Source organism: Klebsiella pneumoniae complex sp. WS1778 (genome assembly GCF_049472055.1).
In the GTDB taxonomy this organism is placed as follows: Bacteria; Pseudomonadota; Gammaproteobacteria; order Enterobacterales; family Enterobacteriaceae; genus Klebsiella; species Klebsiella quasipneumoniae.
Window position 1 is genome coordinate 317,728 of sequence record NZ_JBKGTJ010000004.1, and the last position, 20,364, is coordinate 338,091.

19 protein-coding genes are annotated in these 20,364 nt (G+C 55.7%); 15 read left to right on the forward strand and 4 right to left on the reverse strand.

The features are described 5' to 3' along the window. Positions 1 to 34: 34 nt before the first annotated feature. The 4 genes from ACLEXF_RS19835 to map form a co-directional block, all read right to left on the reverse strand. Positions 35 to 421, reverse strand: coding sequence for a DUF3461 family protein (locus tag ACLEXF_RS19835; RefSeq protein WP_002889292.1), 387 nt, complete (start codon positions 419 to 421; stop codon positions 35 to 37). Positions 422 to 528: 107 nt separating this feature from the next. Next, positions 529 to 1,353 carry a 2,3,4,5-tetrahydropyridine-2,6-dicarboxylate N-succinyltransferase gene (dapD, locus tag ACLEXF_RS19840; RefSeq protein ID WP_002889295.1) on the reverse strand — a complete coding sequence of 275 codons (825 nt, stop codon included), beginning with the start codon at positions 1,351 to 1,353 and terminating at the stop codon, positions 529 to 531. A 30-nt stretch (positions 1,354 to 1,383) separates the two neighbouring features. Next, a complete protein-coding gene (gene glnD, locus ACLEXF_RS19845; RefSeq protein WP_151629172.1) occupies positions 1,384 to 4,047 on the reverse strand; it encodes a bifunctional uridylyltransferase/uridylyl-removing protein GlnD in 2,664 nt (887 codons plus the stop codon). A 57-nt stretch (positions 4,048 to 4,104) separates the two neighbouring features. Further along, a complete protein-coding gene (map, locus tag ACLEXF_RS19850) occupies positions 4,105 to 4,899 on the reverse strand; it encodes a type I methionyl aminopeptidase (RefSeq protein WP_004204446.1) in 795 nt (264 codons plus the stop codon). A gap of 321 nt (positions 4,900 to 5,220) precedes the next feature. Here map and rpsB point away from each other — a divergent pair, with 321 nt between their 5' ends. The 15 genes from rpsB (at position 5,221) to rnhB (ending at position 20,356) form a co-directional block, all read left to right on the forward strand. Further along, complete coding sequence (rpsB, locus tag ACLEXF_RS19855) at positions 5,221 to 5,946, forward strand: 30S ribosomal protein S2 (RefSeq protein WP_004204447.1); 726 nt, start codon at positions 5,221 to 5,223, stop codon at positions 5,944 to 5,946. Positions 5,947 to 6,065: 119 nt separating this feature from the next. Next, positions 6,066 to 6,917: a translation elongation factor Ts gene (gene tsf, locus ACLEXF_RS19860; RefSeq protein WP_004151930.1), complete on the forward strand. Its 852-nt coding sequence runs from the start codon at positions 6,066 to 6,068 to the stop codon at positions 6,915 to 6,917. A 147-nt stretch (positions 6,918 to 7,064) separates the two neighbouring features. Further along, a complete protein-coding gene (gene pyrH, locus ACLEXF_RS19865) occupies positions 7,065 to 7,790 on the forward strand; it encodes a UMP kinase (RefSeq protein ID WP_002889306.1) in 726 nt (241 codons plus the stop codon). Positions 7,791 to 7,940: 150 nt separating this feature from the next. Next, positions 7,941 to 8,498, forward strand: coding sequence for a ribosome recycling factor (frr, locus tag ACLEXF_RS19870; protein ID WP_002889308.1), 558 nt, complete (start codon positions 7,941 to 7,943; stop codon positions 8,496 to 8,498). 228 nt (positions 8,499 to 8,726) lie between these two features. Beyond that, complete coding sequence (gene ispC, locus ACLEXF_RS19875; RefSeq protein ID WP_048294195.1) at positions 8,727 to 9,929, forward strand: 1-deoxy-D-xylulose-5-phosphate reductoisomerase; 1,203 nt, start codon at positions 8,727 to 8,729, stop codon at positions 9,927 to 9,929. A gap of 237 nt (positions 9,930 to 10,166) precedes the next feature. Next, positions 10,167 to 10,925 carry a (2E,6E)-farnesyl-diphosphate-specific ditrans,polycis-undecaprenyl-diphosphate synthase gene (gene ispU / locus ACLEXF_RS19880; protein WP_002889316.1) on the forward strand — a complete coding sequence of 253 codons (759 nt, stop codon included), beginning with the start codon at positions 10,167 to 10,169 and terminating at the stop codon, positions 10,923 to 10,925. A 12-nt stretch (positions 10,926 to 10,937) separates the two neighbouring features. Next, positions 10,938 to 11,795, forward strand: coding sequence for a phosphatidate cytidylyltransferase (gene cdsA, locus ACLEXF_RS19885; RefSeq protein ID WP_023292047.1), 858 nt, complete (start codon positions 10,938 to 10,940; stop codon positions 11,793 to 11,795). Between the two features lie 11 nt (positions 11,796 to 11,806). Then, the gene (gene rseP / locus ACLEXF_RS19890; protein WP_049092268.1) at positions 11,807 to 13,159 is read left to right on the forward strand and encodes a sigma E protease regulator RseP; all 1,353 of its coding nucleotides are present in this window, start codon (positions 11,807 to 11,809) and stop codon (positions 13,157 to 13,159) included. A 31-nt stretch (positions 13,160 to 13,190) separates the two neighbouring features. Beyond that, positions 13,191 to 15,620 (forward strand): outer membrane protein assembly factor BamA, encoded by a 2,430-nt coding sequence (gene bamA, locus ACLEXF_RS19895; RefSeq protein ID WP_004204452.1) that lies wholly within the window; start codon positions 13,191 to 13,193, stop codon positions 15,618 to 15,620. Between the two features lie 121 nt (positions 15,621 to 15,741). Further along, a complete protein-coding gene (skp, locus tag ACLEXF_RS19900) occupies positions 15,742 to 16,227 on the forward strand; it encodes a molecular chaperone Skp (RefSeq protein ID WP_002889325.1) in 486 nt (161 codons plus the stop codon). A 3-nt stretch (positions 16,228 to 16,230) separates the two neighbouring features. After that, the gene (lpxD, locus tag ACLEXF_RS19905; protein WP_004204453.1) at positions 16,231 to 17,256 is read left to right on the forward strand and encodes a UDP-3-O-(3-hydroxymyristoyl)glucosamine N-acyltransferase; all 1,026 of its coding nucleotides are present in this window, start codon (positions 16,231 to 16,233) and stop codon (positions 17,254 to 17,256) included. A 105-nt stretch (positions 17,257 to 17,361) separates the two neighbouring features. After that, positions 17,362 to 17,817 carry a 3-hydroxyacyl-ACP dehydratase FabZ gene (gene fabZ, locus ACLEXF_RS19910; RefSeq protein WP_004145858.1) on the forward strand — a complete coding sequence of 152 codons (456 nt, stop codon included), beginning with the start codon at positions 17,362 to 17,364 and terminating at the stop codon, positions 17,815 to 17,817. 3 nt (positions 17,818 to 17,820) lie between these two features. After that, positions 17,821 to 18,609 carry an acyl-ACP--UDP-N-acetylglucosamine O-acyltransferase gene (lpxA, locus tag ACLEXF_RS19915; RefSeq protein ID WP_004204455.1) on the forward strand — a complete coding sequence of 263 codons (789 nt, stop codon included), beginning with the start codon at positions 17,821 to 17,823 and terminating at the stop codon, positions 18,607 to 18,609. Then, positions 18,609 to 19,760, forward strand: a complete 1,152-nt coding sequence (lpxB, locus tag ACLEXF_RS19920) for a lipid-A-disaccharide synthase (protein WP_048323046.1) — start codon at positions 18,609 to 18,611, stop codon at positions 19,758 to 19,760. Before lpxA ends, lpxB begins: the two co-directional genes overlap by 1 nt. Continuing rightward, the gene (gene rnhB / locus ACLEXF_RS19925) at positions 19,757 to 20,356 is read left to right on the forward strand and encodes a ribonuclease HII (RefSeq protein WP_004204458.1); all 600 of its coding nucleotides are present in this window, start codon (positions 19,757 to 19,759) and stop codon (positions 20,354 to 20,356) included. Before lpxB ends, rnhB begins: the two co-directional genes overlap by 4 nt. Positions 20,357 to 20,364 lie beyond the last annotated feature (8 nt).

The following is a 20,364-nucleotide window of genomic DNA, read 5'->3' on the forward strand; positions in this document are numbered from 1 at the left end:
TGCCCGGTCAGGCGGTGCGCCGCCGGGAACGCTGTCACTTACGGGTAAGTTTTTCCAGATCGGCTTCGATTTCGCTGATCTTGTTGGTGACCACACTTTCCAGATGGCGTAAATCGTCGAGGATTTTACGCTTGAGATCGATTTCAGTGCGATCGCGCTGGCAGATCTGATCCAGCTCATCGATAACGTAGCGCAGGTTCGGGCTGATCTCCTGGACCTCTTTGTAGCCCTGGCCGACGCCGTCGGCGACGACGGTTTTGCGCTGACGCGGATATTTGAACTTCACGCTCTTGGCGAAGAATTCGCCTTTGTCTTTCTGAAAGTAAATTTTCAGAATGTCATTGTTAGCTTCCTGCCGCAGGCTATAGCGATCGATCTCATCAGGGTTGGTAATGCCAAGACTTTTCAGATTATCGTACATAACGGTACCTTTGATAGCATCATAACCATTGAATAATTAACGAAAAAATCCATTTTCGCCAGCATCAAATATAAAAAAAGCGGGATATCTCCCGCTTTTTATTTGCTTTAGTCGATGGTGCGCAGCAGTTCGTTAATGCCGACCTTGCCGCGGGTTTTGGCATCGACTTTCTTCACGATCACCGCGCAGTACAGGCTGTATTTACCATCTTTCGACGGCAGGTTGCCTGATACCACTACCGAGCCAGCCGGCACGCGGCCGTAGAAGACTTCGCCGGTTTCGCGATCGTAGATTTTGGTGCTCTGACCGAGGTAAACGCCCATGGAGATCACGGAGCCTTCTTCGACAATCACCCCTTCAACCACTTCAGAGCGCGCGCCGATGAAGCAGTTATCTTCGATGATGGTCGGGTTCGCCTGCAGCGGCTCCAGTACGCCACCAATGCCGACGCCGCCGGACAGGTGAACGTTTTTACCGATCTGCGCGCAGGAGCCGACGGTGGCCCAGGTGTCAACCATGGTGCCTTCGTCAACGTAGGCGCCGATGTTCACATAGGACGGCATCAGCACGGTGTTGCGGGCGATGAACGCGCCCTGACGCACCGCTGCCGGCGGCACCACGCGGAAACCTTCTTTCTGGAAACGCGCTTCGTCATAGTCAGCGAATTTCATCGGGACTTTATCGAAGTAGCGGCTTTCCGCACCATCGATAACCTGGTTATCGTTAATACGGAAAGAGAGCAGTACCGCCTTCTTCAGCCACTGATGCGTCACCCACTGACCGTCGATCTTCTCAGCGACGCGCAGCGCGCCGGAATCCAGAAGGGCGATAACCTGGTTAACCGCTTCGCGGGTCACGGTATCCACATTAGCCGGCGTGATGTCGGCGCGACGCTCGAAAGCGGACTCAATAACGTTCTGTAACTGCTGCATTGTTTCTTTCCATTCACTAAAAAAAATACGTCACCCTTTATCGTTTGGATTGAGGGCCGCTGTCAACCGTTGTTGCACTTCTTGTTGCAGCTCATTATTAAGGGCACGCCGGTCGGCGGTAGCGATTATAAATAAATCTTCTACTCGCTCACCAATTGTCGTAATTCGCGCCCCGTGAAGCGAAATTCCGAGGTCGGCGAATACCTGACCGACACGGGCGAGCAGCCCGGGCTGGTCAAGGGCTATCAGCTCGAGAAACGATTTCCGATCGGTATGGGTCGGCAGGAAATTTACCTCGGTGTCCACCGAGAAATGACGCAGTTTTGCCGCCTGACGACGGGGCGCCGGGGGCTCCCAACTGCGCTGCGTGATGGTCTGTTCCAGACCCTGGCGGATCGCTTCGTGGCGATCGGCGGACAGCGGACTGCCGTCGGGTTCGAGGACAATAAAGGTGTCCATCGCCATGCCGTCGCGGGTGGTGAAGATCTGCGCATCGTGGACGCTGAGGTTGCGACGGTCCAGTTCGCCACACACCGCGGCGAACAGGTAAGGGCGATCCGGACTCCAGATAAAAATCTCCGTTCCGCCGCGGGTGGCCTGCGAGCTCAGGAGGATCATCGGCTTATTCAGATCGTGGCGCAGCAGGTTGCGGGCGTGCCAGGCGAGCTGCGTCGGCGTATGTCGCACGAAATAGTTGGCGCGGCAGCGGTTCCAGATCTGATGCAGCGCCTCTTCATTAATATTGTCCATCCGCAGCAGGGCCAGCGCCTGCAACTGATGGTGACGCACGCGTTCGCGCATGTCCGGGGTGCTTTGCATGCCGCGACGCAGCTGTTTTTCAGTGGCAAAATAGAGTTCGCGCAGCAGGCTCTGCTTCCAGCTGTTCCACAGGGTTTCGTTGGTGGCGCAGATATCGGCGACGGTCAGACACACCAGATAGCGCAGGCGATTTTCCGTTTGCACCTCCTCGGCGAACTGCTTAATCACCTCCGGATCCTGAATATCGCGCCGCTGGGCGGTGACCGACATCAGCAAGTGGTGACGCACCAGCCAGGCGACCAGCTGCGTTTCCCGGGAGTTCAGCCCGTGCAGCTCGGCAAACTTCAGCACATCCTGCGCGCCGAGGATCGAGTGGTCGCCGCCGCGCCCTTTGGCGATGTCGTGGAACAGGGCGGCGATTAAAATCAGCTCCGGGTGCGTTAAACGCGGCCATAACTCCACGCACAGCGGGTGGCGGCTACGAGTCTCTTCTTTAGCAAAACTCTCCAGCTTGAGCATCACGCGGATGGTGTGTTCATCGACGGTATAGGCGTGAAACAGGTCGAACTGCATCTGGCCGACAATATGAGACCACTGCGGCATATAGGCCCACAGCACGCTGTGACGATGCATCGGCAGCAGTCCGCGACTCACTGCTCCCTGATGGCGCAGCATGCTGAGAAAGAGCGTGCGCGCCTCCGGGATATAGCACAGCGGCTGGGTCAGATGGCGGCGGGCGTGGCGCAGATGGCGCAACGTCGTGGAGTAGATGCCGGTGATGGTGCTGTTGCGCACCATAATATAAAACATGCGCAGAATGGCCTGCGGCTCGCGAATAAACAGCGTATCGTCACGCAGATCGATCAGCGTGCCGCGCAGCTGGAAGTCATCATCGATCGGGCGCGGTTTTTCATCCTCGGTCAGCGCAAGGATGGCCTCTTCAAACAGCTGTAGCAGCATCTGGTTCAGCTCGCTCACCCGGCGGGTGACGCGGAAGAAGTCCTTCATCATATGCTCAATCGGCTGGTTGCCGTCGCCTTCATAGCGGAGCCGGCGGGCGACGCTGAGCTGGCGGTCGAAAAGCAGGCGGTTGTCATAGCGAGTGAGTTCGAGATGCAGCGCGAAGCGGATACGCCACAGTTGATGCAGACACTCGTTGAGCTCATTGCGCTCGGCTTCGGTCAGAAAACCGAAGCCGACCATCTCATCCATTGAGGTGGCGCCGAAATGGCGGCGAGCCACCCACTGTAGCGTATGGATATCGCGCAGGCCGCCGGGACTGCTTTTCACGTCCGGCTCGAGGTTATAGCTGGTGCCGTGATAACGCTGATGACGGACGTTCTGCTCTTCGACCTTGGCGGCGAAGAACTTTTCTGATGGCCAGAAGCCGTCGCTAAAAATATGTTTTTGCAGCTCAAGGAACAGCGCGACATCGCCGATCAGCAGGCGCGATTCGATTAAGTTCGTGGCGACGGTGAGATCTGAAAGCCCTTCCAGCAGACACTCTTCGAGAGTGCGTACGCTATGGCCTACCTCCAGTTTGACGTCCCACAGCAGCGTCAGCAGTTCGCCGACCTTTTGCGCCTGGTCGTCCGGCAGCTTTTTGCGGCTGAGGATCAGCAGATCGACGTCAGAAAGCGGATGCAGCTCGCCGCGACCGTAGCCGCCGACGGCCACCAGCGCCAGGTCGCAGACGGATTCGAATCCACTGGCGATCCACAACCGCTGCAGCAGCTGGTCGATAAATTCGGTGCGCGCCGCAATGAGCAGCTCCGCGGCGATACCGGCGTCAAACGCCTCGCCCAGCCAGTGCTGAAAGGTATCGATGTGCGCCTTTATTGCAGCACAGTTCAGATCGCCCTGCGGCCAGCTTACCGGATGTTCCGGCGGGATGGGCAGAAGAGGGGAGGCTGTGTCAGGTAATGAGTTGCTCATCGCGTCACCATAAGAAAAAACTATCTAATAAAAAAGCCGGCGGGCGCCGGCTTTTCATCATTCATCGTGCGAGATTATCGCCGGGATGGTGTCATCCTTACGTAGCGTCAGAATTTCGCAGCCGTTGTCTGTCACCACAATAGTATGCTCGTACTGCGCAGACAAGCTCCGGTCTTTGGTTTTCACCGTCCAGCCGTCTTTCATGCTGCGGATCTCTTTTTTACCGGCATTGACCATCGGCTCGATGGTGAAGGTCATGCCTGGTTTGAGCACGACGTTGGTTTCCGGCGAGTCGTAGTGCAGCACCTGCGGCTCTTCATGGAAGCCGCGGCCGATGCCATGACCGCAGTATTCGCGAACCACGGAGAATCCTTCCGCTTCCACATATTTCTGGATCGCCGCGCCGATGGTGCGCAGATTGATGCCCGGCTTCACCATCTTCAGCGCCAGGTACAGGCTTTCCTGAGTGATGCGGCACAGGCGCTCGCCGAGAATCGTCGGTTTGCCGACGATAAACATTTTGGAGGTATCGCCATGGAAATCATCTTTAATGACGGTCACGTCGATATTCACGATATCGCCATCTTTCAGCAGTTTGCCGTCGTCAGGGATACCGTGACAGACCACTTCGTTGACCGAAATGCAGACGGATTTCGGATAGCCGTGATAGCCGAGACAGGCGGAAATGGCCTTCTGCTCGTTAACGATATAGTCGTTACAGATACGGTCCAGTTCGCCAGTGCTGACGCCCGGCTTAACCCAGGGTTCGATCATTTCCAGCACTTCAGCGGCCAGGCGACCGGCAACGCGCATTTTTTCAATATCTTCAGATGTCTTAATAGAGATAGCCATGGAGTATGTCCAGCAGTGTCGATATTTTCGACAATAATAGAGTAAGTCCTGTCAATGGTAACAGTCCGGGCAGGCTGGTGCCAAACTGAGAATCATTAACAGCACGCGACGTCAACAAGAGTTGGTGTCTGGGTGGATTTTGTGGTATAAAGCGCGCCGGACTTCCGATCCATCTCAGATACACAGGATGGACGGGAGCGACAAATCTCACTTTGTGTAACAACACACACGTATCGGCACATATTCCGGGGTGCCCTTTGGGGTCGGTAATATGGGATACGTGGAGGCATAACCCCAATTTAATCTATAGAGGTTTTAAACATGGCAACTGTTTCCATGCGCGACATGCTCAAGGCTGGTGTTCACTTCGGTCACCAGACCCGTTACTGGAACCCGAAAATGAAGCCGTTCATCTTCGGTGCGCGTAACAAAGTTCACATCATCAACCTTGAGAAAACCGTACCGATGTTCAACGACGCTCTGGCTGAACTGAACAAGATCGCTGCTCGTAAAGGTAAAATCCTTTTCGTTGGTACTAAGCGCGCTGCAAGCGAAGCGGTAAAAGACGCTGCTCTGAGCTGCGACCAGTTCTTCGTGAACCATCGCTGGCTGGGCGGTATGCTGACTAACTGGAAAACCGTTCGTCAGTCCATCAAACGTCTGAAAGACCTGGAAACTCAGTCCCAGGACGGTACTTTCGACAAGCTGACCAAGAAAGAAGCGCTGATGCGTACTCGTGAGCTGGACAAGCTGGAAAACAGCCTGGGCGGTATCAAAGACATGGGCGGCCTGCCGGACGCACTGTTCGTAATCGACGCTGACCACGAGCACATCGCTATCAAAGAAGCAAACAACCTGGGCATCCCGGTATTTGCTATCGTTGATACCAACTCTGATCCGGACGGCGTAGACTTCGTTATCCCGGGTAACGACGATGCAATCCGCGCAGTAAGCCTGTACCTGGGCGCTGTTGCTGCTACCGTTCGTGAAGGTCGCTCTCAGGACCTGGCTTCTCAGGCGGAAGAAAGCTTCGTAGAAGCTGAATAATAAGGTTTAAGCCCTTATTAGTACCGTGTATGAATAGGGGCCCATTATCGGCCCCTTTTTTCAATTTACGCTGTTTGGCCGTTGGCCGGGCAGTATCCACATCTCCCGAGGATTTTAGAATGGCTGAAATTACCGCTTCCCTGGTAAAAGAGCTGCGCGAACGTACTGGCGCAGGCATGATGGATTGCAAAAAAGCGCTGACTGAAGCGAATGGCGACATCGAGCTGGCAATCGAAAACATGCGTAAATCCGGCGCGATCAAAGCGGCGAAGAAAGCAGGCAACGTGGCTGCTGACGGCGTGATCAAAACCAAAATCGAAGGCAACTACGGTTACATTCTGGAAGTTAACTGCCAGACTGACTTCGTTGCTAAAGATGGTGGTTTCCAGGCATTTGCTGACAAAGTACTGGACGCCGCTGTTGCGGGTAAAATCTCCGACGTTGAAGTTCTGAAAGCGCAGTTCGAAGAAGAACGTGTTGCCCTGGTTGCTAAAATCGGCGAGAACATCAACATCCGTCGTATCGCTGTTCTGGAAGGCGACGTTCTGGGCAGCTACCAGCACGGTGCGCGCATCGGCGTTCTGGTTGCCGCTAAAGGCGCTGACGAAGAGCTGGTTAAGCAGCTGGCAATGCACGTTGCTGCAAGCAAGCCGGAATTCGTTAAGCCGGAAGACGTGTCTGCTGAAGTGGTAGAGAAAGAGTACCAGGTTCAGCTGGACATCGCGATGCAGTCCGGTAAGCCGAAAGAAATCGCAGAGAAAATGGTTGAAGGCCGCATGAAGAAATTCACCGGCGAAGTTTCTCTGACTGGTCAGCCTTTCGTCATGGAGCCGAGCAAATCTGTTGGTCAGCTGCTGAAAGAGCACAACGCTGACGTGACTGGCTTCATCCGCTTTGAAGTGGGCGAAGGCATCGAGAAAGTTGAGACTGACTTTGCAGCAGAAGTTGCTGCGATGTCCAAGCAGTCTTAATTTTTACAAGGAGCCGCCTGAGGGCGGCTTCTTTTTGCGCCCATTTTGTAAATTCAGCCAACTGCTTATAGTGACCGCGCTGAAATGCGACATACAATGTCGCCGGAATTCTCACATCTCATTCGTTGACAGTCTCAGGAAAGAAACATGGCTACCAATGCAAAACCCGTCTACAAACGTATTCTGCTGAAATTAAGTGGCGAAGCGCTGCAGGGCTCAGAAGGCTTCGGTATTGATGCAAGCATACTTGACCGCATGGCTCAGGAGATCAAAGAGCTGGTTGAGCTGGGTATTCAGGTTGGCGTAGTAATTGGTGGCGGTAACCTGTTCCGTGGTGCTGGTCTGGCGAAAGCGGGTATGAACCGCGTTGTGGGCGACCACATGGGCATGCTGGCAACGGTTATGAATGGCCTCGCGATGCGCGATGCGCTCCACCGCGCCTATGTGAACGCTCGTCTGATGTCCGCCATTCCGCTGAACGGCGTGTGTGACAACTACAGCTGGGCAGAGGCGATCAGCCTGCTGCGCAACAACCGCGTGGTGATCCTTTCCGCGGGTACCGGCAACCCGTTCTTTACCACCGATTCCGCAGCCTGCCTGCGCGGTATTGAAATTGAAGCCGATGTGGTGCTGAAAGCCACCAAGGTTGACGGCGTATTCACCGCTGATCCGGCCAAAGATCCTTCCGCCACGATGTACGATCAGCTGACCTACAGCGAAGTGCTGGAAAAAGAGCTGAAAGTGATGGATCTCGCGGCCTTCACCCTGGCGCGTGACCATAAATTGCCGATTCGCGTCTTCAACATGAACAAACCTGGCGCCCTGCGTCGCGTGGTGATGGGCGAAAAAGAAGGCACATTGATCACGGAATAATTCCCGTCAGCGCCAAATCCGGGTAATATTCCGCTTTACTTTCGCGGGGATATTACCCGGTGATTTTCATTAAATCTGACTATACTTAGCTCATTTTCCGACGGGTGCCCCGTCTGGTCTGACTGAGACAAGCTTTCAAGGATTCGTAACGTGATTAGCGATATCAGAAAAGATGCTGAAATCCGCATGGAAAAATGCGTCGAAGCATTCAAAAACCAAATCAGCAAAATTCGCACGGGTCGTGCTTCTCCGAGCCTGCTGGACGGGATTGTTGTTGAATACTACGGTACGCCGACCCCGCTGCGCCAGCTGGCCAGCGTCACCGTCGAAGACTCCCGTACCCTGAAAATCAACGTCTTTGACCGTTCTATGTCCGCGGCCGTTGAAAAAGCGATCATGGCGTCCGACCTCGGTCTGAACCCAAGCTCTGCCGGCAGCGATATTCGTGTTCCGTTGCCGCCGCTGACCGAAGAGCGTCGTAAAGATCTGACCAAGATCGTGCGTGGTGAAGCTGAGCAGGCGCGTGTTGCCGTACGTAACGTTCGCCGCGACGCCAACGACAAAGTCAAAGCGCTGCTGAAAGAGAAAGAGATCAGCGAAGATGACGATCGCCGTTCTCAGGACGACGTGCAGAAAATGACTGACGCCGCCATCAAGAAAGTTGACGCGGCGCTGGCAGACAAAGAAGCAGAACTGATGCAGTTCTGATGCTCTGCCCTTACTCGGGCCTGACAGCGTCTGGTCTGAGTAAAATCCGAAACGCCGTACAGAAGACTGTACGCTCAATTCTCGGGATTGCGTTGCGACCGCTGGCCTTGTAGCCTTTAGCGCTAAGTTGAAGGCCTAATGCCGCCGTCTTATCCCTGATAATTGCTGCGTAGGGGCTTGCTGGCGGCGTTTTGCTTTTTATTCTGTTTCCACTCTTCTGGACGTCTCATGAAGCAATTAACCGTTCTCGGTTCGACCGGCTCCATTGGCTGTAGCACGCTGGACGTGGTGCGCCATAATCCCGGTCGCTTTTCCGTCGCCGCGCTGGTCGCGGGGAAAAACGTTGACCGTATGGTTGAACAATGCCTTGAATTTACCCCCCGTTACGCCGTGATGGACGATGCGCAAAGCGCTGAGCGATTGCGCACCCGTCTGCAGGAACATGGCTGCCGTACCGAGGTGCTGAGCGGCCAGCAGGCGGCGGCAGAGGTCGCAGCGCTGGAGGAGGTCGATCAGGTGATGGCGGCTATCGTCGGCGCGGCGGGGCTGGTGCCGACGCTGGCGGCGATCCGCGCCGGGAAAACGGTGTTGTTAGCGAATAAAGAGTCGCTGGTGACCTGCGGTCGCTTGTTCATGGAGGCGGTTCAACGATCGGGGGCGCGATTGCTGCCGGTCGATAGCGAACATAACGCGATTTTTCAGAGTATGCCGGAGACAATTCAGCAGCATCTGGGATACGCTGACCTGGCGCAGAATGGCGTTTCATCCATCCTGCTGACCGGCTCGGGCGGGCCTTTCCGTGAGACAGCGGTAGCTGAACTGGCGGCGATGACGCCGGATCAGGCCTGCCGTCATCCTAACTGGTCGATGGGACGCAAGATCTCCGTTGACTCCGCCACGATGATGAACAAAGGCCTGGAATATATTGAAGCGCGCTGGCTGTTTAACGCCTCGGCCCGGCAGATGGAGGTCCTTATCCATCCGCAGTCGGTGATCCACTCGATGGTTCGCTATCAGGACGGCAGCGTGCTGGCGCAGCTTGGGGAGCCGGATATGCGCACGCCGATCGCCCATACCATGGGCTGGCCGCAGCGGCTGAACTCCGGCGCTAAGCCGCTGGACTTCTGCCAACTGAGCAATCTGAGCTTCTCCGCGCCAGACTATACGCGGTATCCGTGCCTGAAGCTGGCGATGGAGGCGTTTGACGTCGGCCAGGCGGCGACCACCACGCTGAATGCGGCCAATGAAGAGTCGGTTGCCGCGTTTCTGCATGGCGATATCCGCTTTACCGATATTGCGGCGGTTAACCAGACTGTGCTGGATAAGATGAACCTGCAGGAGCCGCAAAGCATTGATGACGTTCTGGTTATCGACGCTGAGGCCCGCGCGGTTGCTCATCAACAGCTGAAACGGTTGGTCACCCAGGCGTAACGCGGTGATATTTGTGGGCGCAAAGCTTCAGTGATATAGTCTGCGCCACCCGATCGTTGCATTTTGTTGTTAAAGATTACGGTGGCCGTGGCAAAACACGGCTTTTTTGCGTAAAGCTTTTGGTTGTTCTCTGCGATTGGCTGCAGCCCCGGCACCGGATAAAAATGCGTATCCAGCGCGGCCCGGTGGCCTCTGTTTGGTGGCTAGTTAATCCTTATTATGGACTTAAAACGCGTGATGTTGTCTGCTAATCAAACTGTCAGCGAAATATCGCCCACACATGGCTGCCGTCATGTCGCCATTATTATGGATGGCAACGGCCGTTGGGCGAAACGGCAAGGTAAAATTCGCGCTTTCGGGCATAAGGCCGGTGCGAAATCCGTGCGTCGCGCGGTCTCTTTCGCGGCGAATAATGGGATTGAGGCGTTAACGTTATACGCGTTCAGCAGCGAAAACTGGAACCGTCCGGCTCAGGAAGTCAGTGCGCTGATGGAGCTGTTCGTCTGGGCGCTGGATAGCGAAGTCAAAAGCCTGCACCGACACAATGTGCGTTTGCGGATTATTGGCGACACCACGCGCTTCAATGCGCGCCTGCAGGAGCGTATCCGCAAAGCGGAAGCGCTGACCGCGAACAATACCGGCTTAACGCTGAATATTGCGGCCAATTACGGCGGTCGCTGGGATATTACCCAGGGCGTTCGTTTGCTGGCGAAACAGGTACAGGACGGGACGCTGCTGCCTGAGCAGATCACGGAAGACATGCTGAGTCAGCAGGTCTGCATGCATGAACTGGCTCCCGTAGATTTAGTTATTAGGACCGGGGGAGAGCACCGAATAAGTAATTTTCTGATTTGGCAAATTGCCTATGCCGAACTTTACTTTACGGATGTTCTTTGGCCCGATTTTGCTGAACAGGACTTTGAAGGTGCACTCCATGCCTTTGTTAATCGAGAGCGTCGTTTCGGCGGCACTGAGCCGGGTGGCAGTCATGCCTGATGGGGGTCACTTTTGCTGAAGTATCGCCTGATATCTGCTTTCGTCTTAATCCCCGTCGTCATTGCGGCGCTGTTTTTATTGCCGCCTATGGGGTTTGCTATCGTGACCCTGGTGGTCTGTATGCTCGCCGCATGGGAGTGGGGGCAACTGAGTGGTTTCACCTCGACGTCGCAGCGGGTCTGGCTGGCGGTGTTGTGCGGCCTTCTGCTGGCGGCGATGCTGTTTCTGCTGCCGGAATACCATTATGACGTTCATCAACCGATGGTTGAAGGCTCGCTGTGGGCCTCTTTCGCCTGGTGGATCGTCGCGCTGCTGCTGGTGCTCTCTTATCCGGCGTCGGCGGCATTCTGGCGTCACTCTAAAGTGCTGCGCCTCATCTTCGGTATCCTGACCATTGTCCCGTTTTTCTGGGGCATGCTGGCGCTACGCGCCTGGCACTATACCGATAACCATTACAGCGGTGCGCTGTGGCTCCTGTACGTGATGATTCTGGTCTGGGGCGCGGATTCCGGCGCCTATATGTTTGGCAAAATGTTTGGCAAGCACAAGCTGGCGCCGAAGGTTTCGCCGGGAAAAACCTGGCAGGGCTTTTTTGGCGGTTTGCTGACCGCGGCGGTGATCTCCTGGGCCTACGGGGTGTGGGCCCATCTTGACGTTACGCCAACGGTGCTGCTGGTCTGTTCGGTAGTAGCCGCCCTGGCTTCGGTGCTGGGCGATCTGACGGAAAGTATGTTTAAGCGCGAGGCCGGCATTAAGGACAGCGGGCACTTGATTCCCGGACACGGCGGTATTCTCGATCGTATCGACAGCCTGACGGCGGCGGTGCCGGTCTTCGCCTGTCTGCTACTGTTGGTCTTCAGGACGATTTGACGGAAGGTGATATGCTGAGCGTGCTCTGGAATCTGGCAGCTTTTATCATTGCGCTTGGCGTACTGATTACGGTGCATGAGTTTGGCCATTTTTGGGTAGCGCGTCGCTGCGGTATCCGGGTTGAGCGTTTTTCTATCGGCTTCGGCAAAGCGTTGTGGCGGCGGATGGATAAGCAGGGTACAGAGTTCGTCATTGCCCTGATCCCGCTGGGCGGCTACGTCAAGATGCTGGATGAGCGTGTTGAAGCGGTGGCGCCGGAGATGCGCCACTACGCGTTCAATAATAAAACCATCGGCCAGCGCGCGGCGGTGATTGCCGCCGGTCCCATCGCTAACTTCCTTTTCGCTATCTTTGCCTACTGGCTGGTCTTCATCATCGGCGTTCCTGGGGTCCGTCCGGTAGTGGGTGAAATAACGCCCAATTCGGTTGCCGCGCAAGCACAAATTGCAAAAGGAACGGAACTTAAAGCGATAGATGGTATCGAAACGCCTGATTGGGATGCGGTGCGTCTGCAGCTGGTGGCCAAAATCGGCAACCCGCAAACAATACTTACCGTCGCCCCTTTCGGGACTAATCAGCGCCAGGATAAAATCGTCGATCTGCGGCACTGGGCGTTTGAGCCAGACAAGCAAGATCCCGTCACGTCGCTGGGGATCCAGCCGCGCAGCGCGCAGATTGATACAGTGCTGGCGGAGGTCCAGGCGGGCTCGGCAGCGCAGAAAGCAGGTTTGCAAGCGGGCGACCGGATCGTTAAAGTCGATGGTCAACCGTTAACGCAGTGGATGACGTTTGTTAATCTGGTGCGCGATAATCCGGGCAAAGCGCTGGCGCTGGAGATTGAACGGCAGGGGAGTGCGCTGCCGTTAACCCTGACGCCGGATGCAAAAACGGTGAAAGGTAAGGCAGAAGGGTTCGCAGGGGTGGTGCCAAAGGTCATCCCGCTGCCTGAAGAATACAAGACAGTACGTCAGTACGGACCGTTTGCCGCCATCGCTGAAGCCACGGATAAAACCTGGCAGCTGATGTCGCTGACGGTCAGGATGCTGGGTAAATTGATAACCGGTGATGTCAAACTGAACAACCTCAGTGGGCCGATCTCTATCGCTCAGGGGGCTGGAATGTCAGCGGAGTTTGGGTTGATTTATTATCTGATGTTCCTTGCGCTGATTAGCGTGAACCTCGGAATCATCAACCTGTTCCCACTACCCGTACTGGATGGGGGACATCTGCTGTTTTTGGCGATTGAAAAGCTGAAGGGCGGGCCGGTATCCGAGCGAGTTCAAGACTTTAGTTATCGCATTGGCTCAATACTGCTGGTGCTGTTAATGGGGCTTGCACTTTTCAATGATTTCTCTCGGTTATAAGAGAGTTTGTTAGGAAGAACGCATAATAACGATGGCGATGAAAAAGTTGCTCATAGCGTCGCTGCTGTTTAGCAGCGCGACTGTATACGGTGCTGAAGGGTTCGTGGTGAAGGACATTCATTTCGAAGGCTTGCAGCGTGTCGCTGTTGGTGCGGCCCTCCTCAGTATGCCAGTGCGTCCTGGCGATACGGTGACCGACGATGATATCAGTAACACTATTCGCGCGCTGTTTGCCACTGGCAACTTCGAGGACGTCCGCGTCCTGCGCGATGGTGATACCCTGCTGGTGCAGGTGAAAGAGCGTCCGACGATCGCCAGCATCACCTTCTCCGGCAACAAGTCGGTGAAAGATGACATGCTCAAGCAGAACCTTGAGGCCTCTGGCGTTCGGGTGGGCGAGTCGCTTGACCGCACGACCATCGCGGATATCGAGAAGGGCCTCGAGGATTTCTACTACAGCGTCGGTAAATACAGCGCCAGCGTCAAAGCGGTCGTTACCCCGCTGCCGCGTAACCGTGTCGACCTGAAACTGGTCTTCCAGGAAGGCGTCTCCGCTAAAATTCAGCAGATCAACATCGTCGGCAACCATGCGTTTTCGACTGATGAGCTGATCTCCCACTTCCAGCTGCGCGATGAAGTGCCGTGGTGGAACGTGGTCGGCGACCGTAAATACCAGAAGCAGAAACTTGCGGGCGACCTTGAAACCCTGCGCAGCTACTACCTGGATCGCGGCTATGCCCGTTTCAACATTGATTCTACCCAGGTCAGCCTGACGCCGGATAAGAAAGGGATCTATATCACCGTCAACATCACCGAAGGCGATCAGTACAAGTTTTCCGGGGTACAGGTGACGGGCAACCTCGCCGGCCATTCCGCGGAAATCGAAGCGCTGACCAAAGTCGAGCCGGGTGAACTGTATAACGGCGCGAAAGTGACCAAGATGGAAAACGACATCAAGAAACTGTTGGGTCGTTATGGTTACGCCTACCCGCGCGTACAGTCGCAGCCGGAGATCAACGACAGCGATAAAACCGTTAAGCTGCACGTCAACGTCGACGCGGGCAACCGCTATTACGTGCGTAAAATTCGCTTCGAAGGCAATGACACCTCCAAAGACGCCGTTCTGCGCCGCGAAATGCGCCAGATGGAAGGCGCGTGGCTGGGCAGCGACCTCGTCGATCAGGGTAAAGACCGTCTCAACCGTTTAGGCTTCTTCGAAACGGTCGATACCGATACCCAGCGCGTACCAGGCAGTCCGGACCAGGTCGACGTAGTCTACAAGGTGAAAGAGCGTAACACCGGTAGCTTCAACTTCGGTATCGGTTACGGTACCGAGAGCGGCGTCAGCTTCCAGGCGGGCGTTCAGCAGGATAACTGGTTAGGTACTGGCTATGCTGTCGGGATCAACGGCACCAAAAACGACTACCAGACCTATACCGAGCTGTCGGTGACCAACCCGTACTTCACCGTAGACGGTGTGAGCCTCGGCGGTCGTATCTTCTATAATGACTTTGACGCGAACGATGCGGATCTGTCTGACTATACCAACAAAAGCTATGGTACAGACGTCACGCTGGGCTTCCCGGTCAACGAATACAACACGCTGCGCGCGGGCGTCGGGTATGTGCATAACTCCCTGTCCAATATGCAGCCGCAGGTGGCGATGTGGCGTTACCTGAACTCGATGGGCCAGTATCCGGACAACACCAACGACCGGAACTCGTTCAGTGCGAATGACTTCACCTTCAACTACGGTTGGACCTATAACAAGCTTGACCGCGGCTTCTTCCCAACCGAAGGTTCGCGCGTCAACCTGAACGGTAAAGTGACCATTCCGGGTTCGGACAACGAATACTACAAAGCGACGTTGGATACCGCCACCTATGTGCCGATCGACAACGATCATGAATGGGTGGTGCTGGGTCGTACCCGCTTTGGCTATGGCGATGGTATCGGCGGCAAAGAGATGCCGTTCTATGAGAACTTCTATGCAGGTGGCTCCAGCACCGTGCGTGGCTTCCAGTCGAACACCATTGGTCCGAAGGCGGTGTACTTCCCGTCGAGCAGCCGTCATGATGGCGACAGCGGCTATACCAACGACTGTAAGAGCACCGAATCCGCACCGTGTAAATCCGATGATGCGGTGGGCGGTAACGCCATGGCGGTGGCCAGCCTGGAGCTGATTACCCCGACGCCGTTTATTAGTGACAAATATGCGAACTCGGTCCGGACTTCCTTCTTCTGGGATATGGGTACCGTATGGGATACTCACTGGGATTCGAACGCGTACGCTGGATATCCGGATTACAGCGATCCGAGCAACATCCGTATGTCTGCGGGTATTGCCGTGCAGTGGATGTCGCCGTTGGGGCCGTTGGTCTTCTCCTACGCCCAACCGTTCAAAAAGTACGATGGAGACAAAGCCGAACAGTTCCAGTTTAACATTGGTAAAACCTGGTAATTGTTGGCGGCAACGGAATGCAAGTGCAGTATAGCGCTGACCGTAGGCGATAACGCGTTTATCGCCTCGCCACGCAAATAACGGTACCCCTGGGTACTCATGGGATGGTAAGGAGTTTATTGTGAAAAAGTGGTTATTAGCTGCAGGTCTGGGTTTGGCAATGGTAACTTCCGCTCAGGCGGCAGATAAAATTGCCCTGGTGAACATGAACAGCCTGTTCCAACAGGTTGCCCAGAAAACTGGCGTTTCCAACACGCTGGAAAACGAGTTCAAAGGCCGCGCTAGCGAACTGCAGCGTATGGAAGGCGACCTGCAGTCTAAAATGCAGCGTCTGCAGTCCATGAAGCCGGGCGCCGATCGTACCAAACTGGAAAAAGACGTGATGGCTCAGCGCCAGACCTTCTCCCAGAAAGCGCAGGCGTTTGAACAGGATCGCGCTCGTCGTTCCAACGAAGAGCGTGGCAAACTGGTGACCCGTATCCAGACTGCCGTACAGAGCGTAGCGAAAGATCAGAGCATCGATCTGGTGGTTGACGCGAATGCCGTTGCATACAACAGCAGCGATGTAAAAGACATCACCGCTGATGTGCTGAAACAGGTTAAATAAGTAATGCCTTCAATTCGACTGGCTGATCTCGCGCAGCAGTTGGATGCAGAATTACACGGTGATGGCGATATCGTCATCACCGGCGTTGCGTCCATGCAGAGCGCGAAAACGGGCCAAATCACTTTCATGGTCAACCCTAAGTACCGTGAGCACCTGGCCGCTTGCCAGGCTTCTGCCGTTGTGATGACGCAGGATGATTTGCCTTTTGCCCATAGCGCCGCGCTGGTAGTGCGTAATCCCTACCTGACCTATGCGCGCATGGCTCAAATTCTGGATACCACGCCGCAGCCGGCACAGGATATCGCGCCGAGCGCGGTTATCGATCCGACGGCGAAGCTGGGTAGCAACGTTGCCATCGGCGCCAACGCCGTTATCGAATCCGGGGTAGTGCTGGGTGATAACGTGGTCATCGGCGCAGGCTGCTTCGTTGGGAAAAATACGAAAATAGGCGCCGGCTCGCGTCTGTGGGCCAATGTGACCGTTTACCATGAGATTGAGATCGGCGAGAATTGCCTGATCCAGTCCAGCACGGTGATCGGCGCGGATGGCTTCGGCTACGCCAACGATCGCGGCAACTGGGTGAAGATCCCGCAGCTGGGTCGCGTCATTATTGGCGATCGCGTGGAGATCGGCGCCTGCACCACAATTGACCGCGGCGCGCTGGACGATACCGTGATTGGCAACGGCGTTATCATCGATAACCAGTGCCAGATTGCACATAACGTGGTGATTGGCGACAATACCGCGGTTGCCGGCGGCGTTATCATGGCAGGCAGCCTGAAAATCGGCCGCTACTGCATGATTGGCGGCGCCAGCGTGATTAACGGCCATATGGAAATCTGCGATAAGGTCACCGTCACGGGGATGGGGATGGTGATGCGTCCTATCAGCGAACCTGGCGTATACTCCTCCGGTATTCCGCTGCAGCCGAACAAGGCGTGGCGTAAAACCGCTGCGCTGGTGATGAATATTGACGAGATGAGCAAGCGCCTGAAAGCGATTGAGCGCAAGGTTAATCAACAAGACTAATTCATCATTTGGTCACATGACATTTCCGGCCTGTTGCATTCGCTAAAAGATTGCCGCAGGCCGTGTTATTATTGCCTTTTAGTACATTTAGACAGGAAGAGTATTTTGACTACTGACACTCATACTCTGCACATTGAAGAGATTCTGGAACTTCTGCCTCACCGTTACCCGTTCCTGCTGGTAGATCGCGTGCTGGATTTTGAAGAAGGTCGTTTTCTGCGCGCAGTAAAAAATGTTTCTGTAAACGAGCCGTTTTTCCAGGGGCATTTCCCTGGTAAGCCGATTTTGCCGGGCGTCCTGATTCTGGAAGCAATGGCGCAGGCCACCGGGATTCTGGCATTCAAAAGCGTTGGAAAACTGGAACCAGGCGAGCTGTATTACTTCGCGGGCATCGATGAAGCACGTTTCAAACGCCCGGTAGTACCAGGCGATCAGATGATTATGGAAGTCACTTTCGAGAAAACCCGCCGCGGCCTGACCCGTTTCAAAGGCGTTGCGCTGGTTGACGGTAAAGTGGTTTGCGAAGCGACGATGATGTGTGCGCGTAGCCGGGAGGCCTGATACGTGATTGATAAAACCGCTTTTGTTCATCCTACCGCCATTGTAGAAGAAGGCGCCGTGATTGGCGCTAACGTCCACATTGGTCCGTTTTGTATTGTTGGCGCCAACGTCGAAATCGGCGAAGGCACCGTACTGAAGTCTCACGTTGTCGTTAATGGCCACACCAAAATCGGCCGTGACAATGAGATCTATCAGTTCGCTTCCATCGGCGAAGTTAACCAGGATCTGAAATATGCTGGCGAACCGACCCGGGTGGAAATTGGCGATCGCAACCGCATTCGCGAAAGCGTCACCATTCATCGCGGCACAGTACAGGGCGGTGGATTAACAAAGGTGGGCAACGATAACCTGCTGATGATCAACGCCCACGTGGCGCACGATTGTACGCTTGGCGATCGCTGCATTCTGGCCAATAACGCGACGCTCGCGGGCCATGTTTCGCTGGATGATTATGTCATTATCGGCGGCATGACCGCGGTGCACCAGTTCTGCGTCATTGGCTCACATGTTATGGTTGGCGGCTGCTCCGGCGTGGCGCAGGACGTTCCGCCGTTCGTGATTGCCCAGGGCAACCATGCGACGCCATTCGGCGTCAATATCGAAGGCCTGAAACGCCGCGGCTTCAGCCGGGAAGCGATTACCGCGATCCGCAACGCGTATAAACTGCTGTACCGCAGCGGCAAGACGCTGGAAGAAGCCAAGCCGGAGATCGCCGAACTGGCGACTCAGCATCCTGAAGTCCAGCCGTTTGTCGATTTCTTCGCCCGCTCTACCCGCGGCTTGATTCGTTAATGACTGAACAGCGTCCCCTGACGATTGCCCTGGTCGCCGGAGAAACCTCCGGCGATATTCTTGGCGCCGGCCTCATCCGCGCCCTCAAAGCACGCATCCCGAATGCGCGCTTTGTCGGCGTGGCGGGACCGCTGATGCAGGCGGAAGGGTGTGAAGCCTGGTACGAAATGGAAGAGCTGGCGGTGATGGGTATTGTTGAAGTGCTCGGTCGCCTGCGTCGCTTACTCCATATTCGCGCCGATTTGACCTGCCGCTTCGGCGAGCTGCGTCCCGACGTCTTCGTCGGCATCGACGCCCCTGATTTCAATATTACCCTCGAAGGGAATCTGAAAAAGCAGGGCATCAAAACCATTCACTACGTCAGCCCGTCGGTCTGGGCCTGGCGACAAAAACGCGTTTTCAAAATCGGCAGATCCACCGATCTGGTGCTGGCCTTTCTGCCTTTCGAAAAAGCGTTTTATGACAAATTTAACGTTCCCTGCCGTTTTATCGGCCATACCATGGCGGATGCGATGCCGCTGGATCCTGACAAAGGCGCAGCGCGCGATCGGTTAGGGATCCCGCACGACGTGCGTTGCCTGGCGCTGTTGCCCGGCAGCCGCGGCGCAGAAGTCGAAATGCTCAGCGCGGACTTTCTGAAAACCGCTCAGCTTCTGCGGGCTAGCTATCCCGATCTGCAGGTGGTGGTGCCGCTGGTTAATGCCAAACGGCGGGAGCAGTTTGAGCGAATTAAAGCTGAGACGGCGCCGGATATGATCGTCCATATGCTGGACGGTCAGGCGCGCGATGCGATGATCGCCAGCGACGCCGCGCTGCTGGCCTCCGGGACGGCGGCGCTGGAGTGTATGTTGGCGAAATGCCCGATGGTGGTTGGCTATCGCATGAAGCCGTTCACCTTCTGGCTGGCGAAGCGGTTGGTTAAAACCGACTACGTCTCGTTGCCGAACCTGCTTGCCGGGCGCGAGCTGGTTAAAGAGCTGCTGCAGGATGAGTGCGAGCCTCAGGCGCTGGCTGCCGCTCTGCAGCCGCTGCTGGCCGATGGCAAAACCAGTCATGAGATGCATGAGACATTCCGCGCGCTGCATCAGCAGATCCGCTGCAACGCCGATGAGCAGGCGGCGGATGCCGTACTGGAGTTAGCAAAACAATGATGGAGTTCGTCTATCCGCATACCCATCTGGTTGCCGGCGTCGATGAGGTCGGGCGTGGCCCCCTGGTTGGCGCGGTGGTGACCGCGGCGGTGATCCTCGATCCGGCGAAGCCGATTGTGGGTCTGAATGATTCCAAAAAACTCAGCGAGAAGCGTCGTCTGGCGCTGTTCGATGAGATTAAAGAGAAAGCGCTGTGCTGGAGCCTGGGACGCGCCGAGCCGCACGAAATCGATGAGCTGAATATCCTGCATGCCACTATGCTGGCGATGCAGCGCGCCGTCGCCGGCCTGAGCATTGTGCCCGAGTTTGTTCTGATCGATGGCAACCGCTGCCCATCGCTACCGATGCCCTCCCTGGCAGTAGTCAAAGGCGACAGCCGGGTGGCAGAAATCAGCGCAGCGTCTATTCTGGCAAAAGTCACTCGTGACGCCGAAATGGCCACGCTGGACCTCGCATTTCCCCACTACGGATTTGCCCAGCATAAAGGCTATCCCACCGCTGTTCACCTGCAGAAGCTGCAGGAACACGGCGCAACAGAGCATCACCGGCGCAGTTTTGGCCCGGTGAAGCGTGCCCTGGGCCTGGCGTCCAACTAAGTCACCGG